This window comes from Croceifilum oryzae, from assembly GCF_030814315.1.
GTDB classification, from domain to species: domain Bacteria; phylum Bacillota; class Bacilli; order Thermoactinomycetales; family Thermoactinomycetaceae; genus Baia; species Baia oryzae.
Genome location: NZ_JAUSUV010000004.1, coordinates 124,871 through 142,791, shown reverse-complemented (window position 1 = coordinate 142,791; position 17,921 = coordinate 124,871). Strand labels below are relative to the sequence as shown.

The 17,921-nt window shown below is 42.1% G+C and carries 17 protein-coding genes; 3 read left to right on the top strand and 14 right to left on the bottom strand.

All coding sequences use genetic code 11. From position 1 onward, the window contains the following. Positions 1-150: 150 nt before the first annotated feature. Positions 151-960, top strand: a complete 810-nt coding sequence (locus J2Z48_RS05460; protein WP_307251617.1) for a cupin domain-containing protein — start codon at positions 151-153, stop codon at positions 958-960. An 80-nt stretch (positions 961-1,040) separates the two neighbouring features. On the opposite strand, the gene J2Z48_RS05455 is transcribed toward J2Z48_RS05460, so the two are convergent. Together J2Z48_RS05455 and tdh are read right to left on the bottom strand one after the other, a co-directional pair. Further along, a complete protein-coding gene (locus J2Z48_RS05455) occupies positions 1,041-2,219 on the bottom strand; it encodes a glycine C-acetyltransferase (RefSeq protein ID WP_307251615.1) in 1,179 nt (392 codons plus the stop codon). Positions 2,220-2,255: 36 nt separating this feature from the next. Further along, positions 2,256-3,296 (bottom strand): L-threonine 3-dehydrogenase, encoded by a 1,041-nt coding sequence (tdh, locus tag J2Z48_RS05450; protein ID WP_307251613.1) that lies wholly within the window; start codon positions 3,294-3,296, stop codon positions 2,256-2,258. 219 nt (positions 3,297-3,515) lie between these two features. Here tdh and J2Z48_RS05445 point away from each other — a divergent pair, with 219 nt between their 5' ends. Beyond that, positions 3,516-5,057, top strand: coding sequence for a DHA2 family efflux MFS transporter permease subunit (locus tag J2Z48_RS05445; protein WP_307251612.1), 1,542 nt, complete (start codon positions 3,516-3,518; stop codon positions 5,055-5,057). 250 nt (positions 5,058-5,307) lie between these two features. Here J2Z48_RS05445 and J2Z48_RS05440 read toward each other — a convergent pair whose 3' ends face one another. The 12 genes from J2Z48_RS05440 to recA form a co-directional block, all read right to left on the bottom strand. Further along, on the bottom strand, positions 5,308-6,174 hold the full coding sequence (locus J2Z48_RS05440) for a 2-oxoacid:ferredoxin oxidoreductase subunit beta (protein ID WP_307251610.1): 867 nt from the start codon (positions 6,172-6,174) through the stop codon (positions 5,308-5,310). Further along, a complete protein-coding gene (locus tag J2Z48_RS05435; protein WP_307251609.1) occupies positions 6,161-7,921 on the bottom strand; it encodes a 2-oxoacid:acceptor oxidoreductase subunit alpha in 1,761 nt (586 codons plus the stop codon). The genes J2Z48_RS05440 and J2Z48_RS05435 overlap by 14 nt, the downstream gene beginning before the upstream one ends. A gap of 255 nt (positions 7,922-8,176) precedes the next feature. Then, positions 8,177-9,142: a dipeptidase gene (locus J2Z48_RS05430; RefSeq protein WP_307251608.1), complete on the bottom strand. Its 966-nt coding sequence runs from the start codon at positions 9,140-9,142 to the stop codon at positions 8,177-8,179. A 104-nt stretch (positions 9,143-9,246) separates the two neighbouring features. Then, complete coding sequence (locus tag J2Z48_RS05425; RefSeq protein ID WP_072332452.1) at positions 9,247-9,507, bottom strand: stage V sporulation protein S; 261 nt, start codon at positions 9,505-9,507, stop codon at positions 9,247-9,249. Positions 9,508-9,639: 132 nt separating this feature from the next. After that, complete coding sequence (locus J2Z48_RS05420; protein WP_307251607.1) at positions 9,640-10,440, bottom strand: TIGR00282 family metallophosphoesterase; 801 nt, start codon at positions 10,438-10,440, stop codon at positions 9,640-9,642. Between the two features lie 69 nt (positions 10,441-10,509). Beyond that, on the bottom strand, positions 10,510-12,048 hold the full coding sequence (gene rny, locus J2Z48_RS05415; protein WP_307251606.1) for a ribonuclease Y: 1,539 nt from the start codon (positions 12,046-12,048) through the stop codon (positions 10,510-10,512). A gap of 227 nt (positions 12,049-12,275) precedes the next feature. Continuing rightward, positions 12,276-12,938, bottom strand: a complete 663-nt coding sequence (locus tag J2Z48_RS05410; RefSeq protein WP_307251604.1) for an ATP-binding protein — start codon at positions 12,936-12,938, stop codon at positions 12,276-12,278. Then, positions 12,939-13,181 (bottom strand): hypothetical protein, encoded by a 243-nt coding sequence (locus J2Z48_RS05405; RefSeq protein ID WP_307251603.1) that lies wholly within the window; start codon positions 13,179-13,181, stop codon positions 12,939-12,941. Further along, positions 13,162-14,637, bottom strand: a complete 1,476-nt coding sequence (locus J2Z48_RS05400; RefSeq protein WP_307251602.1) for an AAA family ATPase — start codon at positions 14,635-14,637, stop codon at positions 13,162-13,164. Before J2Z48_RS05400 ends, J2Z48_RS05405 begins: the two co-directional genes overlap by 20 nt. Next, positions 14,634-15,623 carry a metallophosphoesterase family protein gene (locus tag J2Z48_RS05395; protein WP_307251601.1) on the bottom strand — a complete coding sequence of 330 codons (990 nt, stop codon included), beginning with the start codon at positions 15,621-15,623 and terminating at the stop codon, positions 14,634-14,636. Before J2Z48_RS05395 ends, J2Z48_RS05400 begins: the two co-directional genes overlap by 4 nt. After that, positions 15,620-16,276, bottom strand: coding sequence for a RecX family transcriptional regulator (locus J2Z48_RS05390; RefSeq protein ID WP_307251600.1), 657 nt, complete (start codon positions 16,274-16,276; stop codon positions 15,620-15,622). The genes J2Z48_RS05395 and J2Z48_RS05390 overlap by 4 nt, the downstream gene beginning before the upstream one ends. 20 nt (positions 16,277-16,296) lie before the next feature. Then, positions 16,297-17,409 carry a recombinase RecA gene (gene recA / locus J2Z48_RS05385; RefSeq protein ID WP_307251599.1) on the bottom strand — a complete coding sequence of 371 codons (1,113 nt, stop codon included), beginning with the start codon at positions 17,407-17,409 and terminating at the stop codon, positions 16,297-16,299. A 176-nt stretch (positions 17,410-17,585) separates the two neighbouring features. On the opposite strand from recA, the gene J2Z48_RS05380 reads away from it, so the two are divergent. Then, on the top strand, positions 17,586-17,885 hold the full coding sequence (locus J2Z48_RS05380) for a metal-sulfur cluster assembly factor (RefSeq protein ID WP_307251797.1): 300 nt from the start codon (positions 17,586-17,588) through the stop codon (positions 17,883-17,885). Positions 17,886-17,921: the final 36 nt, after the last annotated feature.

The window sequence follows — 17,921 nt, the reverse complement described above, 5'->3', positions numbered from 1 at the left end:
TAGATTGAACTAAAATTTGGTAACTTTTTTCCACCTCTTCATATGTATATATCATATAATAGGCAAATGAAGGAGATGAACAGATTGGACTATATATCCAACATGTATCCATATCTAAACATCCAGATGGCAAGCCATATAGAGAAGCAAATGGTTCAGAATATCCTTAGAGGAATTAAAAGATCAGCTGCTGCCATCCACTTTTACCAAAATCTAGCCAAAGCAGCACCAGATCAAAAGCAACAAAATAAAATCTTACAGGCAGCAAAAAAAGAAAGAGAACTATGGAGAGAATTTACTCAGTTGTATATCGATCTTACAGGTAGACATCCTGTTTATGAAGCAAAGAGAATATCCTTTCTCACATACCAAGGCGGGGTCAAAAGAGCTGTTGAAATCGCAATGAAGGATTACGAAGAATATCGAAATAGTTATGCATCCACTCTATACCTACCATGTCAAGAATTGTTCCTGAAAGCTTGTCAAAATGAAGCAGATCAAGCCAATCTTTTTCATGCTTTATCGCTAATTAAAGAGAGAGTTATGGATTTAAAAGACTATGGAAAAAGGCCCTTTGTTATAAACATAGATAATGCGACAGAAAAAAATGAGAACTTCCGTACTGTATTATGGACAGGCAATCATTTGCAGGTTGTGTTGATGAGTATCGACGTTGGAGATGACATAGGTTTGGAAGTGCATCCTGACGTTGATCAGTTCTTACGAATTGAAGACGGAGAAGCGTTGGTTCAAATGGGGAACCGAAAGGATAAATTGGATTTCGAAATAGAAGCCTATGAAGATTACGCTATCATGGTACCTGCTGGTACTTGGCACAATATTACTAACACAGGGAATAAATCACTTAAACTATACAGTATCTATGCTCCCCCAGAACATCCTTTTGGTACAGTAGAAAAACAAAAAACTAGCCATCAAAGTTCAGACAATGAAAACTAGGTCAAGTATAAAAAGCAGTAGATATCCAATCCTTATCAGGATACAGAATCTACTGCTTTCTTGTTTATATTACTATTTTCTTAGGAAATAACACCTAACTCTTTTCCTACCTTTTCAAAGGCATCCAGTGCTTTTTGAAGATCTTCTTTGGTTTGACTAGCTGTTACAATCGTCCGTACACGCGCTTTCCCTTTTTGGACAGTCGGGAAAGCGATTCCTTGAGCGTATACACCTTCTTCAAATAAGGCATCCGAAAACTTCATCGTGAGGGTATCATCACCGATAATCACTGGAGTAACTGGGGTTTCACTATGACCTGTATTAAAGCCTAATTGAGAAAGACCCTCTTTAAAGAAGCGTGCATTATCCCAAAGGCGTTCCATAATTTCAGGTTCTTCGAGCAAAACGTTGACTGCTTCCAAACAAGCGGCTGTTACTGCTGGTGGATGCGAAGTACTAAATAAGAACGGGCGAGCACGTTGAATCAAATATTCACGTAATACTTTAGGCCCTGCTACATAACCGCCCAAGACACCAATTGCCTTGGATAAGGTACCGATTTGAATATGCACACGGCCATTTAGATCAAAATGATCCACTGTACCACGACCATTGCGACCCAAGACACCACTCGCATGAGCATCATCTACCATGACAATGGCATTATATTTCTCTGCAAGTTCCACAATTTGTGGAAGCGGAGCAATGTTGCCATCCATGCTAAATACGCCATCTGTTACAATCAAGCGCATCCGTGCAGATTGTGTTTCTTGCAGTGCTTTCTCCAAATCTTCCATATCCACATGCTTATAGATTCGGCGTCCTGCTTTCGTGAGCCGAATGCCATCGATAATGCTGGCATGGTTTAGCTCGTCACTAATCACTACATCTTCAGCAGATAAAATCGTTGCCACAACCCCAACATTGGCGGTAAATCCAGATTGGAATACCAGTGATGCCTCTGTATGTTTGAATTCAGCTAATTTACGTTCGAATTCCTCATGAAGTGAAAATGTACCTGCGATGGTACGAACAGAGCCTGTACCAGCACCAAATTTTTCAACTGCCTCAATCGCAGCCTTACGCAAACGAGGATGGGTCGTTAGACCTAGATAGTTATTCGATGAAAGCTGAATGACTTCTTTTCCACGAATCACAACCCGAGCTCCTTGCTCTGATTCGATTTCCGTAAGCGGACGATACAAGCCTGCATCTTTCCAGCTTTGAATTTCCTCTTCCAGATGTGCAAATGGGTTCATGCTTACACCTCTTCTGTTATCGTTTTATCTATTTCATTATAGAGAAAAAACAACTTTACCACTACGTCCACTTTTCATTAGTTCAAATCCTTCTTCAAAATCATCTAAAGATAGGCGGTGTGTAATAAGTGGCTTCAAGTCTACAGCTCCTGACTCTAAGAAAGAAGCAGTTTGTTGCCATGTCTCATACATGCGTCGTCCTGTGATCCCTTTTACTGTGATTCCTTTAAAAACGATGTCATTGGTTATATCTAATTCAATCGGACGAGTCGGTAAACTGAGGATGGAGATTCTCCCTCCTTGAGTTAGCATCTCAAATGCCTGTTTCATCGCGATCGGATGTCCAGACATCTCCAAAGCTACTTCGACACCCTCGCCTCGCGTTATGGCTTGGATGGCTTTTACTGGATCTTCTTTATGAGAGCGAATAATATGGGTAGCACCCATCTGTTCAGCAAGATTCAAACGATATTCATTTACATCTAACGCAATTACTTTAGAAGCACCAGCAGCTTTTGCAACCGCCGCCGCCATAATGCCAATTGGACCGCATCCTACTACAGCAACACTACGCCCAGCTATCTCTCCTGATAAGACCGTATGAACAGCATTTCCCATCGGTTCCATTAGTGAAGCAATTTCAAATGGAAGGCTTGGATCATTCACCCATAAATTAGATGCCGGAAGGGCAACATATTTAGTAAAGCATCCATCTCTATCTACCCCGATAATTTGAGTGTTAAGACACACATGGTAATCGTTTCGGCGACAAGCCGCACAGTGTCCACATACGATATGGGTTTCAGCGGAAACATGATCCCCTACTTGTAAATTGGAAACGTTTTCACCAACTGCTACTACAACTCCACCCAATTCATGACCAAAGACATAAGGTGGTTTAATCCGGCTCTGTGCCCATTCATCCCATGTATAAATATGGACATCTGTTCCACAGATACTGGAAGATTTTACTTCAATTAATGCTTCATCTGGCCCAATGGTTGGGATCGGTACTTCACGTAATTGTGCCCCTTCACCTCGGTGATGTTTAACAAGAGCGCGCATAGTTCCCTCCATGACGGACACTCCTTTCCTTTTCCTAGTTCGGTTATATATAAGATCATGAATCATTATAAATGATTTGAGACCATAAAGGTAGTAGCAACATGTCCTTTTAGAACGGACAAAACTCATTGATTGACCCAGTCAGGACCCACTTGATATAATGAATTTCGTTATTCGAAAGATGAATAGTAGTTTCCTATATACCAAAACAAATACGTTGGAGGAATTACCTTGAAAAGGACAAATAAACTGGTCCTTCTAGCCATGGCACTTGGTATTTTAATGGCATCGCTAGATAATACGATCACCTCTGCTGCAATTAATGCCGTCATCGAGGATATTGGCGGATTTGACCGAGTAAGCTGGGTGTTTACCGCCTATGTGCTCGCTTCTACCAGTACCATGTTAGTTTTCGGCAAAATGTCTGATATCTTTGGCCGAAAATTACTATACTTAATTGGGATTGGGCTGTTTCTCACTGGATCTATCCTATGTGGGTTCTCTCAAAACATTGATCAATTAATTTGGTCACGTGTCCTTCAAGGGATTGGTGCTGGGTCCCTCATGCCCATTAGCTTTACCATTATCTTTTCGTTGTTCTCTGATCCGAAAGAAGCATCCAAGCTCACTGGTGTATTTGCCGGGATCTTCGGACTATCTTCCGTAGCAGGGCCACAGCTTGGAACATGGATCTCCTCTTCTTTGGATTGGCGTTGGTGTTTCTTTGTAAACGTGCCCGTTGGCATCTTAGCTTTTGTCATTTTACTATTTGCCCTGCAAGAATCTCGCTCGCAGGTACGACCTAAGATTGATTACTTTGGAACTGTCTTTATTATTATTACAACTGTTTCATTTATGTTGGGAGTAGAATGGGGCGGAAAAGAGTATGCGTGGGGGTCTTGGCAGATTATTGGTTTATTTGCCCTCTCGGTGATATTTGGAATCGCCTTTATCATGACCGAGAAGAGGGCTTCCGAACCGATCTTGCCACTACACCTATTTAAAAACAAAGTAGTACGTGGAACCAGTCTCATGTGTCTGTGCCAAGGTGCTATTCTATTTGCCGCGATTACCTATCTACCTATCTTTGCAGTGGCTGTACTCGGAAAAACAAACTCCAACAGCCTACTCACTCCTATGATGTTTTCCTTGATGGTGGGAGCTAGTGTAGCAGGTATCCTGCAAAGTAAGGTATCGTTCCGTACTTTATCGACGATCTCGATGGTATCTGCTATCGGAATTAGTATTGCGTTAACTATGCTGTCCCATACTGCATCTTGGACCACTGTAACGATTCTGATGATCATATTAGGTGCCTTTGCACTCGGACCATTGATGAGTACTGCTCAAAATGCTATTGCGGCCAATGTAGAGCCTCGTTATCTAGGTATCACTAGTTCGATTATCGGTTTCTGGCGCAATATTGGTGGTGTATTAGGAGCTTCCATCATGGCAACGATCGTCAATAATCAACTTCAACATAAAATACAAGATGGTGCAACCAAATTAGGCATCCCAGCAGATAAAGTGGATCAATTAGCAAATCCAGAAATTCTTATGCACTCTGGTGGGCAAGTCCCTCCGCAAATTCAACAGTTTCTACGTGATGCTCTCGAACTTGCTATTAATAACGGCTTTTATCTCGCAGTCATCTTCTCGATCGTCGGGCTAGTTGCGGCGATTAGTGTCGGTAAAGGTAATTTTGTAGAAGCTCGCTTTAAAAAACAAAATGAAGCGGTCATGGCTACAGCAACAACAAATAAGGACGAATAGTTCTAGTCATAACAAAAAAGGATTCTCTCCTCTCTAAGTAGCATAAGAGGAAAGAATCCTTTTTTGTTATGCGGCTGGTTGCTCTTTTTCATGTATATCTTTCATTTTGGTTTGTTCAGCAAACTAGTCTGATAATATATAAATATGATTTATCCCGATTTTTGGCAAATATCCACAAAAAAGGACCTCGAGCTTTTTTCGAGATCCTTTTTTGTCTATATGATGAAGAAAAATAAGGACATAAGATCTTTTACGCGAATTCAGCCATAAGACGGTCAAATTGCTCTTCTGAAATATTGAGATCTTGTTTTGCCAAACCTTCTTCTTTAAAGCCTTTAATCATCGCTTCATATGGTGGACGCTCTTTGTTTTGATAAAGAATACCGGTTACCAAACCATCGTGCTCCATCAATGTTTGCATAGCTTGTGCTCGGTTCGCATTATCGTATCCCTCTAGAGTATCTAGGTTTACGATATTCTGCTTAAACCATTCGTAGGTATTAATCTTGTTATATGTTACACAAGGGCTATACACGTTGATTAAGCTAAAGCCTTTATGCTTCAATCCTTCTTCAATCACGTGAGTAAGTTGTTTCAAATCACTGGAGAATGATTGTGCTACAAAGCCAGCATTTAAAGATAGTGCCAACTCCAATGGAGAAATCGCTTGTTCAATCGATCCTTGAGGCGTACTCTTGGTCTGGAATCCTTGTGCACTACGTGGAGAAGTTTGTCCTTTTGTCAAACCATAGATTTGGTTATCCATTACGACATAGGTAACGTCCACATTACGACGAATCGCATGTACCGTATGACCCATACCAATAGCAAAACCATCACCATCTCCACCGGATGCTACGACTGTTAAGTCACGGTTTGCTAATTTTAGCCCTTGGGCAATGGGTAATGCACGACCGTGTACTCCGTGTAAGCCATATGCATTTACATAACCAGAGATTCGACCCGAACAACCGATTCCGGAAACGATTGCTACCTCTTCTGGCTCCAAACCTACATTAGCAAACGCGCGTTGCATAGCTGCGAGTACTGAGAAGTCCCCGCAACCTGGACACCAGTTGGGCTTCACTTTGTTGCGGAAATCTTTAAATGTTGCCATGAACTAACAGCTCCTTACATGCGTTTGTAATTTCAGCTGGGTAAAATGGATTTCCATCATACTTACCATAGAATTCGATTTTCTCAGCCATTCCTACATTCATCTTAATTAAGGAGGTCAATTGACCTGTTGCATTGTTCTCAACGACGAGAACCTTTTTCGCATTCTTCATTTGCTCTGCCAATAAATCAGTTGGGAAAGGCATTAGCTGACGCACATGTGCTTGGTTCACTTTTAAACCATCTAGTTCAAGACGTTCTCTCGCCTCAGCGATGGTACCTTTGGTTGAGTTAAAGCCAATTACCAGAAGATCTGCTTCTTCATGAGGTGCATCAACCGCTACAGGATTGGTATAGCCAATATCTTGGCTAAGCTTCCCTAAACGTTTATCCATCATGTTAATCCGGTTTTCAGCACTTTCAGAAGGACGACCTGTCTCACTGTGCTCAACACCTGTAACGTGATGAATACCATTTTTGGTACCTGGAAGCGTACGACGAGAAATGCCATCTTCCGTAAGCTCGTAGCGTGGGAACAATTCTGAGTCACCCAATTGCGGAAGATCTGCATCAAACGGAAGTAGTTTTCCGCGGTCGATTTGAACTCGATCATAGGATAGCGGATCAACTGTTTGCTTTCCAAGCGATACCGCTAGATCAGTTAGGATAATAACGGGACATTGATACTTCTCAGCCATGTTGAATGCTTCAATCGTATCGTAGAAACACTCTTCAGCAGAGCTTGGAGCGATTACGATTTTAGGGATCTCTCCGTGAGTGCTATAAAGCATAGAAAGCACATCGGATTGTTCTTGCTTAGTTGGTAGACCCGTACTTGGACCACCACGTTGAGTATCCACGATCACACACGGGGTTTCTGTCATACCAGCAAGTCCGATTGCTTCTGTCATCAAAGAAAGTCCTGGACCAGCAGAAGCTGTTAGCGCACGCACACCACCATAGTTCGCACCGATGGTCATGGTAATCGCTGCTAATTCATCTTCTGTTTGAACAACCGTTCCACCAAACTCAGGAAGTTTCCGAATCAGATATTCCATAATTTCAGATGATGGAGTAATTGGGTATGCAGCCATCAAACGAGCACCAGCCGCAACAGCTCCAAATGCAATCGCATCGTTACCGATCATGTAAAGACGCTTTTGACCGTCAGAGACTGCTAATTCAAAATCAGGAAGGTCATCAATTGTAAGTTCTTTCACATAGTCACGGCCACGTTCAATCGCTTCCATGTTCTTATCAACGACTTTTTGTCCTTTTTTCAAGAAGCGTCCTTCGATTACCTCACGGAACGCAGCAAGTGGCAGTCCGAGTAGAGCTGTCGAAGCACCTACCGCCACCATATTTTTCATCTGAGCCATGCCAACTTCTTCAGCGATTTTCGTGAATGGTACCGCTAATAAGTGAGCTGTGATACCTTCAGGCAATGTAGGATCAAACTTTTCATCTGCCAAGATGACGCCGTTTTTGATTAACTCATGTGCATTAAGATCGATCGTTTCTTGGTCAAATGCAACCAAAATATCGAGGTCATCGGCGATCGAACCGATTGGATCGGTACTCATACGAAGCTTAGTATTCGAATGTCCACCTTTAATCCGAGAAGAAAAGTGGCGATACGCATATAGATGATAACCTTGTCGGTTTAATGCAGTCGAAAGAATCTCACCGGCACTGTCAATCCCTTCACCTTGCTGTCCGCCCACTTTCCACGAAAGCTGCTTAATCATGAACTCATCTCCTTTAAACTCCCAAACAAAACGATTACAATATATTGTATATGTTAGATTTCTAGATCGGCTCTTCACAAACGAAAAGATACAGTCCATTTTTGTGGTGAGTCGTCTAACGCATTTTCATTTATCATTCTAGACCTGCCCACCTGAAAAAGCAACCGTTTCCCTTCCAAAATTGTTCACATTCTGTTTCATTGTACCAATAACCTGCTAAAATTAATTCATATATACGTATATTTATACAATATGTTATGAAAACGCTTTACTATAGAATACATAACTTCTTTTCCATGCCCATTTTTCTACTAAATCAGATGGATAATATTGCAATAGCATGTGGATGAATTGAGTGTACTGTTTTGCCGTTTCTAAACCGGTTACTTTTTCCTCAATTCCATCAAAATCAGAACCAAACATGATATGATCCGCCCCTCCCAGTTCACAAATATGTTCAATATGCCGTATGACATGGCTTATATTTGACTCGTTTGAGGGTTGATGAACAAAATATGGGACAAACGTCACACCAATCATACCTTCCTTCTGAATCAATGCTCGAATTTGATCATCCTCTAAGTTTCGGACATGCGGACATAAGGCGCGTGTATTGGAGTGACTCGCCATCACTGCTAAGTCAGTGTACTCCATCACATCCCAAAAACTTCGAATGGAGAGATGGGATACATCGCAAATCATTTTTAGTTTTTTCATCTCTTCCAAAACTTGGTGTCCAAATCGAGTAATCCCTCCATTGCGTACCTCTTGAACCCCATCTGCTACTTCATTTGCATAGTTCCACGTAAGACCCATGGAACGCACCCCTAGACGATGAAATAATCGCAAATAGGCAATCTCCCCTTGAAGCGCGTCTGCACCTTCTAGAGATAAGATTGCCCCCATCTGAGCATGGTCATCTATTTCACGAACTACTCGTAAACGATCCAATTCTTCCCGGTTTGTAATCAAAACCATCTTCGATTGATCCTGAAGCACCTTTTGATAAAAAATATCTATTTGCTGAGCAGCCGCTAAAAACCGTTGCCCTACTGGAATTCGAGGTGGGACAAAAACAGCAAAGTTTTGTATGAAGCCATTCGCAGAGCATAAACCATGATATGAAACATCTAACGTCGAATTTTCCTCATAGAAATCATGTTCATCCGGAGAATTCCATAATTTTAATAGCACATCACAATGTCCGTCTATAATCCACATATGTACTAACTCCTCCTATACAAATGTGACTCCATAAAAAATAAAACCTGTCTATTTTGATAATAAACAGGTCTTTACCACAAGTTATATACAAAATCTGAGTTTTAGCGAGGTTCTACAATTAGTTTGATCGCCGTACGCTCTTCTCCATCGATTACGATGTCTGTAAATGCTGGAACGCATATGAGATCAATCCCACTAGGCGCCACAAATCCTCGTGCAATCGCAACAGCTTTTACTGCTTGATTAAGTGCACCCGCTCCAATAGCTTGCATTTCCGCTTGACCGCGTTCACGCAAAACACCAGCGAGTGCGCCTGCTACAGAATTCGGGTTGGATTTTGCTGAAACTTTTAATACTTCCATGACTGTACCTCCTCGATGGTTATGAGTGAGTCCACTCCTAATATATTCGACTAAGTTTTAAAAATTCCTTCTTAAAAATGTAGATAGAAATGAAAAATCAGAAAGAATTTTATTCGAAAACTACCGAAGACATTATTGAAACCATGGTGTGTCTTCGTCAATTCGAATCCTTTTAATTCGTCTAGCCTTTTTAGTCGAAGTATCAAAATCAAGAAGAACAGCATTTAACTGAAACCTACCATCAGCCACTTCGAAACGAACGGGTAATTGAGTGAGATAACGACGAATAACTAACTCGCGTTCCATTCCAATAATTCCATCATAAGGGCCCACCATTCCCACATCTGTTAAATAGGCTGTACCTTTAGGAAGGATTCGTTCATCTGCTGTTTGTACATGTGTATGCGTGCCAATCACCGCAGATGCCTTTCCATCTACAAACCACGCAAAAGATTGTTTCTCCGAGGTAGTTTCAGCATGAAAATCGACCAAAATATAGTGTCCAGCAGATATTTGTTTGTACATTTTTTCAAAACTTTTCATCGGGCAGTCCAAAGTGAGCGGAGACATAAAACTACGTCCCATCAGATTCATAACCGTAACTTTCCCTTTCGGAGTCGAAAGAGTGGTAAAGCCTTTACCAGGTGTTCCTTCAGGATAGTTAGCAGGTCGTACTAGATGTTCCTCTTCTTCGATAAAATCAAAGATCTCAGACTGTCCCCATGTATGATTGCCTAATGTTAAACAATGCACCCCGAGTGATCGAAACTCTCGAACGATCTCTTTCGTGACCCCTCTCCCGTTATTCGCTGCGTTTTCCGCATTTACAACGATCACATCAGGTTGATATGCGCTTTTTAACTGTGGTACGTACGTTTGGAGAGTTTGTCGACCAAGCCGGCCCACGATATCTCCTATCATTAAAATTCTCATAAATTTAATATTTCCTCCAACCTCATGTAAAAATGGACTTAAAAAAAATAAAGCGGCGTTCCAGCCACTTTATTTTGCATACTCTACTGATCTTGTTTCACGGATTACCGTCACCTTGATTTGCCCTGGGTAGTCCAGTTGACTCTCAATCTGCTTCGTAATCTCACGTGCAAGACGACTTGCCTCTACGTCATCCACTTCTTCTGGTCGGACAATGATACGACATTCACGTCCTGCTTGAATAGCATACGATTTTTCGACACCTTCAAACGACTCACAGATCTCTTCTAGTTTCTCTAGTCGCTTGATATAAGCTTCTAACGTCTCACGGCGTGCTCCAGGACGAGCTGCCGATAGTGCATCAGCCGCACGTACTAACACAGCAATTACACTTTCAGCCTCACAATCGCCATGATGGGAAGCAATACTATTGATCACGACTGGATGTTCACTGTACTTCTTGGCTAATTCTACACCAATTTCTACATGAGAACCTTCCACTTCATGGTCAATTGCTTTCCCGATATCATGCAAGAGACCTGCACGTTTCGCTAAATGAATATCTTCACCTAGTTCGGCTGCTAGCAATCCACAGAGATGTGCCACTTCCATCGAATGTTTCAAGACATTTTGTCCATAACTTGTACGGAATTTCAATCGACCTACAATCTTGATCAAATCTGGGTGGATTCCATGAACACCCGTCTCAAAAGTAGCTTGCTCTCCGTATTCTCGAATGCGTTCATCCACGTCGCGGCGGGATTTCTCCACCATCTCTTCAATGCGAGCTGGATGGATTCGACCATCCGCTACGAGTTTTTCGAGTGCAACTCGAGCTACTTCACGACGAATTGGATCAAAACCAGACAGAATAACCGCTTCAGGCGTATCATCAATAATGAGGTCAATACCCGTCAATGTTTCTAAAGTACGGATATTACGCCCTTCACGACCAATGATTCGTCCCTTCATCTCGTCATTCGGTAAGGTAACCACAGACACTGTTGTTTCCGCCACATGATCTGCAGCACAACGCTGGATACAAAGAGATAAGATATTACGAGCGCGCTTATCTCCTTCTTCTAGAGCTTGTTGCTCCATATCCTTCACGATTTGAGCTGTTTCATGACGCATCTCGTTCTCTACTCTAGTTAGGATCAACTGTCTTGCTTCGTCTGTAGTCAAATTAGAAATCCGTTCCATCTCACGAACTTGTTTTTGATAAAGATCTTCGATTTGCTCTACTCGTGCTTCTAGTTGGCGTTCCTTACTCGCTTGAGCTTCCTCACGACGCTCTACACCATGTTGTTTTCGTTCGAGTGTTTCTTCTTTCTGTGCAAGACGCCGTTCAAAGCGTTGTAATTCGTTTCGTTGTTCACGAATTTCTTTTTCTACATCCATCCGAAGTTGGTGGGCTTCATCCCGTGCCTCAAAAATCTTTTCTTTTTTGGCTGCTTCCGCATTTTGATGCGCCTTTTCAACAATTGCCTGCGCTTCTTTCTCAGCACTTCCAATGCGAGCTTCCGCAGTCATTTTCCGAATCCAGTAGCCTACTCCAAACCCTGCTAATAGTGAGGCTAAAAGCAGAATGATGGATTCCAATTGCATCCGCTTTCACCTCCTCTTTTCTTTTATTAAAAAACAAGACCGATTCATTTCGGTCCATTAAGCTCGTCCCTTTGTTGTTTGCTCTTTACCAAGTTAGGCTGGATACCCAGCAAATTGATCGTTTCATATGCATCATCATAGGAACTCTTGGAACCACATGCATCTTTTTCAAAGTCATTCCTCTGAAAAAGATATAACTTGATTTTAGTATTTATAAATTACCATTGTCAAGGAGAGGTAAGAAGGACTAGCTCCGACTTCCCTCCATTTAGTCGTACTTCATAGACTTGGTCGGCAGATTCGGTCAAATCACTATTATGGGTAACAAGGATAATTTGTCTCCCATATGTTTGTGAAATGAGTTGAAGAAATTGAACCATGGGAACGACATAGTCCTTACTTACATGTTTGCCAGGTTCATCTAAAATTAACGGTCCTTCCACACGAGGTTGAATGGTAGTAATGAGTGCAATTCGCAAAGCAAGAGAAATAATATCAACAATTCCTCCCCCGCGTGAGTCTTGAGGTTTGTTTTTTACCTGCATTCCATCCCAATCGGTTACAACAAAAAACTCCGCACTTGGATTTTTGCCAGCTTCCGACAATTCAATGACAAAAGAAAATGCGGGGCCAAATACCATTTGTAGTGCCCTTGTTACCAATAACTCTAGTTGTGCTTTTGCTTGTTGTCTAGCGTAATCAGAAGCTTTTTGGAACAGAATTCGAACTTGATCGAGTAATTCTTTTTCCTCTTGATAAAGCTGCCAATCCTTTTCCACTTCATGAAGCTGTTCTAAAAGAAGGTCTTGTTTCCCTTTCCTTTCAGACCACTCTGTTTCGTATTTCCCTACTATTTTCTCCAGAGCTTCTAGAGAGAAATCTGTATCCATCTAAGCCAGCTCCTTAGGCAGGAGATCATTTACTTCCTGGATTCCTCTTTGAATCTCTCTCTCTAGACGTCCTATCTCCTCTTCTAGCTCTTCCGGTTTTACCCCTAACTGCTCTAACTCGTTTAACAATTCCGCCTCTTGCTTCTCTAGATTCTCTAATTTCCCCTCTGCCCGTGTTCTCTGCTCTCTAGCCGCTTCAATTCGGACCTTTAGCTCTTTCATCTTATCTTCCAGTTGTAGCATATACATCGCCTCCTAATTCGCTCATTAGATGTTCCAGTACATCCCCATGAATTTGGGAACCACATGTTGGACACTTCTTATTTACTTGAAGTAACCTTACGTATTCTTCAGTTAAATGTTTAATCTCTTCTTCTTGATCTTTGCAATATTTTCGACCTTTCATCACTCTCTGATGAAGGTAAACGTATTTTGATTGTTGTTCGCGATATAATTCCATTTGCGTTTTGTGTGTTTCCAATTTAGGTAATAAAACCCGATAGACCCGATCAATCGCCTCTGTTTTTGTTAAAACGGCTAGTTGCTGCTGTTTTTGAGAGTAAACAGATTGATAGATTTTCCATCTGTGGTCCAGTTGAGCCTTTTTCTCATTTTCATGAATCATCTGCTGAAAGCGTTCTGCGGCTTCTCCAAGATTCTGGTTCCTCTGTAAAACCTGTAACGTTTGTGCTTGTTCGGATCTTACACTCTCGTAGTTATGATATAGACGGAAAAGCAGTTTGAATCGAATAGACAAATCCATAAGCTGGGCCAAACGTGCTTCTGCCTCTGGGGATTTTTCAAGATGGATAAGTTGTTGCTGGCACTGGCGTTTTTCACTTTGATGATTCTTCCACCTAGTTAATCTTTGTTGTAGTTGTATCTGCTGAAAAGCCATCATCTCTAACTCTGCTTTTTTCATCTCAGCATAAGGGAGCTGTGATAAAGACTCTAGTACTCCAGCCCAATACGCCTGTTCCTGTTTCATCTCTGTATAGAGATGAGCTGTCTTTCGAAGTTGCTGGAGCCTATGTTGTAATTCTTTGATTCTAGCAATCTTCTTCTTACTCTCATCTAGTTGGCGACGCAAATCTACTAGATTCTCATAGGGCTTCAACTGTTCCAATAGGGATTGCTTGTTTCGCTCTGTTCTTCTTCCTTCTTCTAAAACCAACTTTTTGTCACTATTTGCCTGTTTTAAAGCTACATCAATGATCTGAGCACCACTGATAAAGCCTAACATTTTTGCCTTTGTTCCAGGAGATTCAGAAAGCAGAAAAGGCCCTTCTAATTGGCTACCAAACTGAAGAAGAATCTCTTGCGCAACATCTAGTTTCACAGGTGTCATCTGATGAATTTCTGTGATTTCATGTGGAACTTCTGAACCAAACCCTTCAAAAATCATCTCTTGTTCATCCGGCTTACGTAAGAGATATCGATTAATCGAGCCGGTACTACGGATCCGTTCAATCTCCGTTCCATCGTCCATCGTAAGAGTTACTTGACATTTGGTTGTTCCTGTCCGAATATAATCAGCCCCACGAGGAACATTAAACAACACCCAACGAAGCGCTCGTAAAATAGCACTCTTTCCATTATCAGATGCACCTACAAACACGTTTAAACCAGGAGAGAGTTGTACGACCGTATGCTCATGAGATTGAAAGTTATGGATCTCTAGCTTCCGAAATTGTTTCACGCTCCCTCTCCTCCCCGCATCTCTTTTGCTTTACTAATTCTTCGTAAGGCATCCAACCTTACCTGTTCCTGAATTTGATCGTTCTCCGCAATCGTTTCAATAATCGTATCCACATTTAATGTCTTTAACTCCAACGCAGCATCTACTTGTCTCGTAAACTCCGCCCAGCGCTCTTCCTGATACCGTGCTTTTTCAATATGACTCCGATCTAGGATCTCCTCACCTGATTGTGCAGAAGTGAGTGGGATCACGGTAACATCAACACAGTCTGTTAGTGTAAGCAATACCACTTGAGGGATTCGTCGCATCTCAGATAAATGATTATTTACCCTTGCAATCGCCCCTGGGTTTAACACATATCTTCCTTCCCGATGCTGAACCGGAAATCCTGCATGATAATGCCCTGTCAAAACAACATCCACATCGCTGTCTAACTCCCATAATTGAGAAATCAACGTATGAGCCACACTATCGGGCAACGGTCGATCAACCAACATACTATGCACCATATGAATACAAAAATGAGCATCCATCTCATTTTTGACCGCATAATCAAGGGTAATGTCGCGTTTATCTAAATCATAATGGAAAGGCTGGCCACTAAGTTGTACCACGATGCCATCTTTCTCTAGTTTGATACGATTTCCTTCGTGCACCAGTTGCAATGTTCCAAACGCATCCAACAATCCTAGCATCGTACGTGGAAGCGTAATCGGATTATGAGCATATACATCGTGATTTCCTGCAATCGCATAGACTGGCACTCCAAAGCCTCGAAACAAACTGGCAAAATCCCCCACCACCGCTGGAGATAGATTAGGATGATCAAATACATCTCCACCATGTAATACATAATCTACTTGATGTACACTGGCAAGTTCGATAATCTCTTCCATTTTTCTACGGATTGTGGATGGAAAATCATCCTTCCGACTTCGGGGTGAATTCCCGCGAATGTGGGTATCCGTAAAATAGAGTATCTTCACAAACGATCCCCCTTTTCGTAACGATGAATGGACCGAAAATGTTTTAAAATCGGGTAGACAATATCTGCAGAAAAACCACGTCTCATTAGGTATTGCCCTAGTTTCCGTTCTACTTTTGGCCAAAGGTCGTCTTGGATACGAGAATAGCGCCTCTCGGCAAGGGTCATTGCCAGTTGGCGCTCTTCATCTTGTTCAATGTAGGATAGTGCCTTGTCAATCCAATGATCCGCCACACCTTTTTGCTTTAATTCTTGACGTAGTCGAGTAGACCCCAAGCCCTTCAGTCTCTGCCGTTCCTCGACCCACGCTACAGCATACTGACCGTCATTGAGGTAACCTTGCTGCACCAATTCTTCTGTAACTGCTTGGATATGCTCAAGAGAAAATCCTTTTTCTAGGAGGTGTTGGTGAACTTGGTAAACCGTACGTGGACGAAAGCCTATATACTTAAAGGCGATTTGACGAGCACGATTCTGTTCCTCAGCAAGCAACCAGTGCTGGCAATCAGCTTCACCTACATCCATCCCTTTATGTAGTCGGAATTTGACTAACACATCCTCGTGGATAGAGAGCGCAAACTCTCCATCCACATAAATGTGATAGCGTCTGCCCAATGCCGATTCCTTTTCGATCCGGGTGATATTCGAACTCACTTTCTTCACCCGCCCTTTTTTTAATCTTCTTGGTCAAGACCTGCTGCTAGAGCTGCCGTTATAATCGGATCAGAATCTACTTGTTCTTTTGCTTTACGACCACGCGGCTCACTTTTTTCCTCTACTGCCGGAGCTGGTACCTGTGCAAGTGGTAACTCATAATGGGTACGAATTCGATTTTCGATCTCGATAAATAATGCAGGGTTCTCTTTTAAGAATAACTTTGCATTTTCACGACCTTGTCCTAAACGTTCCCCTTCAAAGGAGTACCAAGCACCACTCTTATTCACAATATCTAATTCGGTAGCAATATCCAGCGCACTACCTTCACGAGAAATTCCTTCTCCGAACATAATATCTACTTCAGCCGTTTTAAATGGAGGAGCTACTTTGTTTTTTACTACTTTAATCTTCGTACGGTTTCCTACCATGTCCGTACCTTGCTTAATTGTTTCAGCACGACGCACTTCGAGCCGAACACTCGAGTAGAACTTTAACGCACGACCGCCTGGAGTAACCTCAGGATTTCCAAACATAACTCCTACTTTTTCACGAATCTGGTTAATAAAGATCGCGATGGTCTTCGATTTATTAATCGCTCCAGAAAGTTTACGAAGTGCTTGTGACATCAACCGAGCTTGAAGACCTACATGAGAATCTCCCATCTCCCCTTCAATCTCTGCCTTCGGAACCAGTGCTGCTACGGAGTCGATTACAATCACGTCGACAGCTCCACTACGAACGAGCGCTTCCGCAATTTCCAAAGCTTGCTCCCCTGTATCTGGTTGAGATAAGAGCATCTCAGAAATATTTACACCTAGCTTTTGAGCATAAGCTGGATCTAGTGCATGTTCCGCGTCAATAAATGCAGCTTGTCCACCCATTTTCTGTACTTCTGCAATCGCGTGCAAAGCAACCGTCGTCTTACCTGAAGATTCTGGGCCGTATACTTCAATAATTCTTCCACGAGGGAATCCACCAATTCCCAGTGCAATATCTAATGCGAGGGCTCCAGTTGAAGCTGTCTCCACTTGGGGAACTGATTCTTCACCCATGCGCATAACGGAACCTTTTCCGAATTGTTTTTCAATTTGTCTAAGTGCGATTTCTAAAGCCTGACGACGATCTGACAATGCACCCACTCCTCTAGTCCATTTATGTACTAGTATTATCATACCTTGTTTTTCATTTACTGCCAATACTATTTTACGAACATCCATTCGTTTTTTGTTTTCTGTTTGGCTATGGTACATTGGTAGAAGGAAAAACCGACATCGCATGGGAGGCTATTATCTTGAATCAAGACGCAATGAAAGAAGCCATTTTGGATGAATTAGAAAACGTACTCGATCCAGAGCTTCATATCGACATCGTAAATCTCGGACTGATCTACAATCTGGACATCGATGACAAACAAAAAGTTACCGTCACGATGACACTAACTGCAATGGGATGCCCTCTCTCTGCCACTATCCACGGCATGGTCACCGAAGCAGTTATGAAAGTCAACAATGTCCAAGATGTAGAAGTAAACATCGTCTATGATCCTCCTTGGGACAAAAGCCGCATGTCTCGCTATGCAAAGATTGCTCTTGGGATTGCAGACTAGGCGTTGCGATTCATCAAAAATGCCATATTCACCCAT

Bases quoted from the DNA above. Each gene is read 5' to 3' on its own strand.
- J2Z48_RS05405 (WP_307251603.1), bottom strand. From the start codon at position 13,181: ATGCTACAACTGGAAGATAAGATGAAAGAGCTAAAGGTCCGAATTGAA.
- J2Z48_RS05420 (WP_307251607.1), bottom strand. From the start codon at position 10,440: ATGAGAATTTTAATGATAGGAGATATCGTGGGCCGGCTTGGTCGACAA.
- tdh (WP_307251613.1), bottom strand. From the start codon at position 3,296: ATGGAGGGAACTATGCGCGCTCTTGTTAAACATCACCGAGGTGAAGGG.
- J2Z48_RS05440 (WP_307251610.1), bottom strand. From the start codon at position 6,174: ATGGCAACATTTAAAGATTTCCGCAACAAAGTGAAGCCCAACTGGTGT.
- J2Z48_RS05455 (WP_307251615.1), bottom strand. From the start codon at position 2,219: ATGAACCCATTTGCACATCTGGAAGAGGAAATTCAAAGCTGGAAAGAT.
- J2Z48_RS05435 (WP_307251609.1), bottom strand. From the start codon at position 7,921: ATGATTAAGCAGCTTTCGTGGAAAGTGGGCGGACAGCAAGGTGAAGGG.
- J2Z48_RS05410 (WP_307251604.1), bottom strand. From the start codon at position 12,938: ATGGATACAGATTTCTCTCTAGAAGCTCTGGAGAAAATAGTAGGGAAA.
- J2Z48_RS05460 (WP_307251617.1), top strand. From the start codon at position 151: ATGGTTCAGAATATCCTTAGAGGAATTAAAAGATCAGCTGCTGCCATC.
- J2Z48_RS05430 (WP_307251608.1), bottom strand. From the start codon at position 9,142: ATGTGGATTATAGACGGACATTGTGATGTGCTATTAAAATTATGGAAT.
- J2Z48_RS05380 (WP_307251797.1), top strand. From the start codon at position 17,586: ATGAAAGAAGCCATTTTGGATGAATTAGAAAACGTACTCGATCCAGAG.
- rny (WP_307251606.1), bottom strand. From the start codon at position 12,048: ATGCAATTGGAATCCATCATTCTGCTTTTAGCCTCACTATTAGCAGGG.
- J2Z48_RS05425 (WP_072332452.1), bottom strand. From the start codon at position 9,507: ATGGAAGTATTAAAAGTTTCAGCAAAATCCAACCCGAATTCTGTAGCA.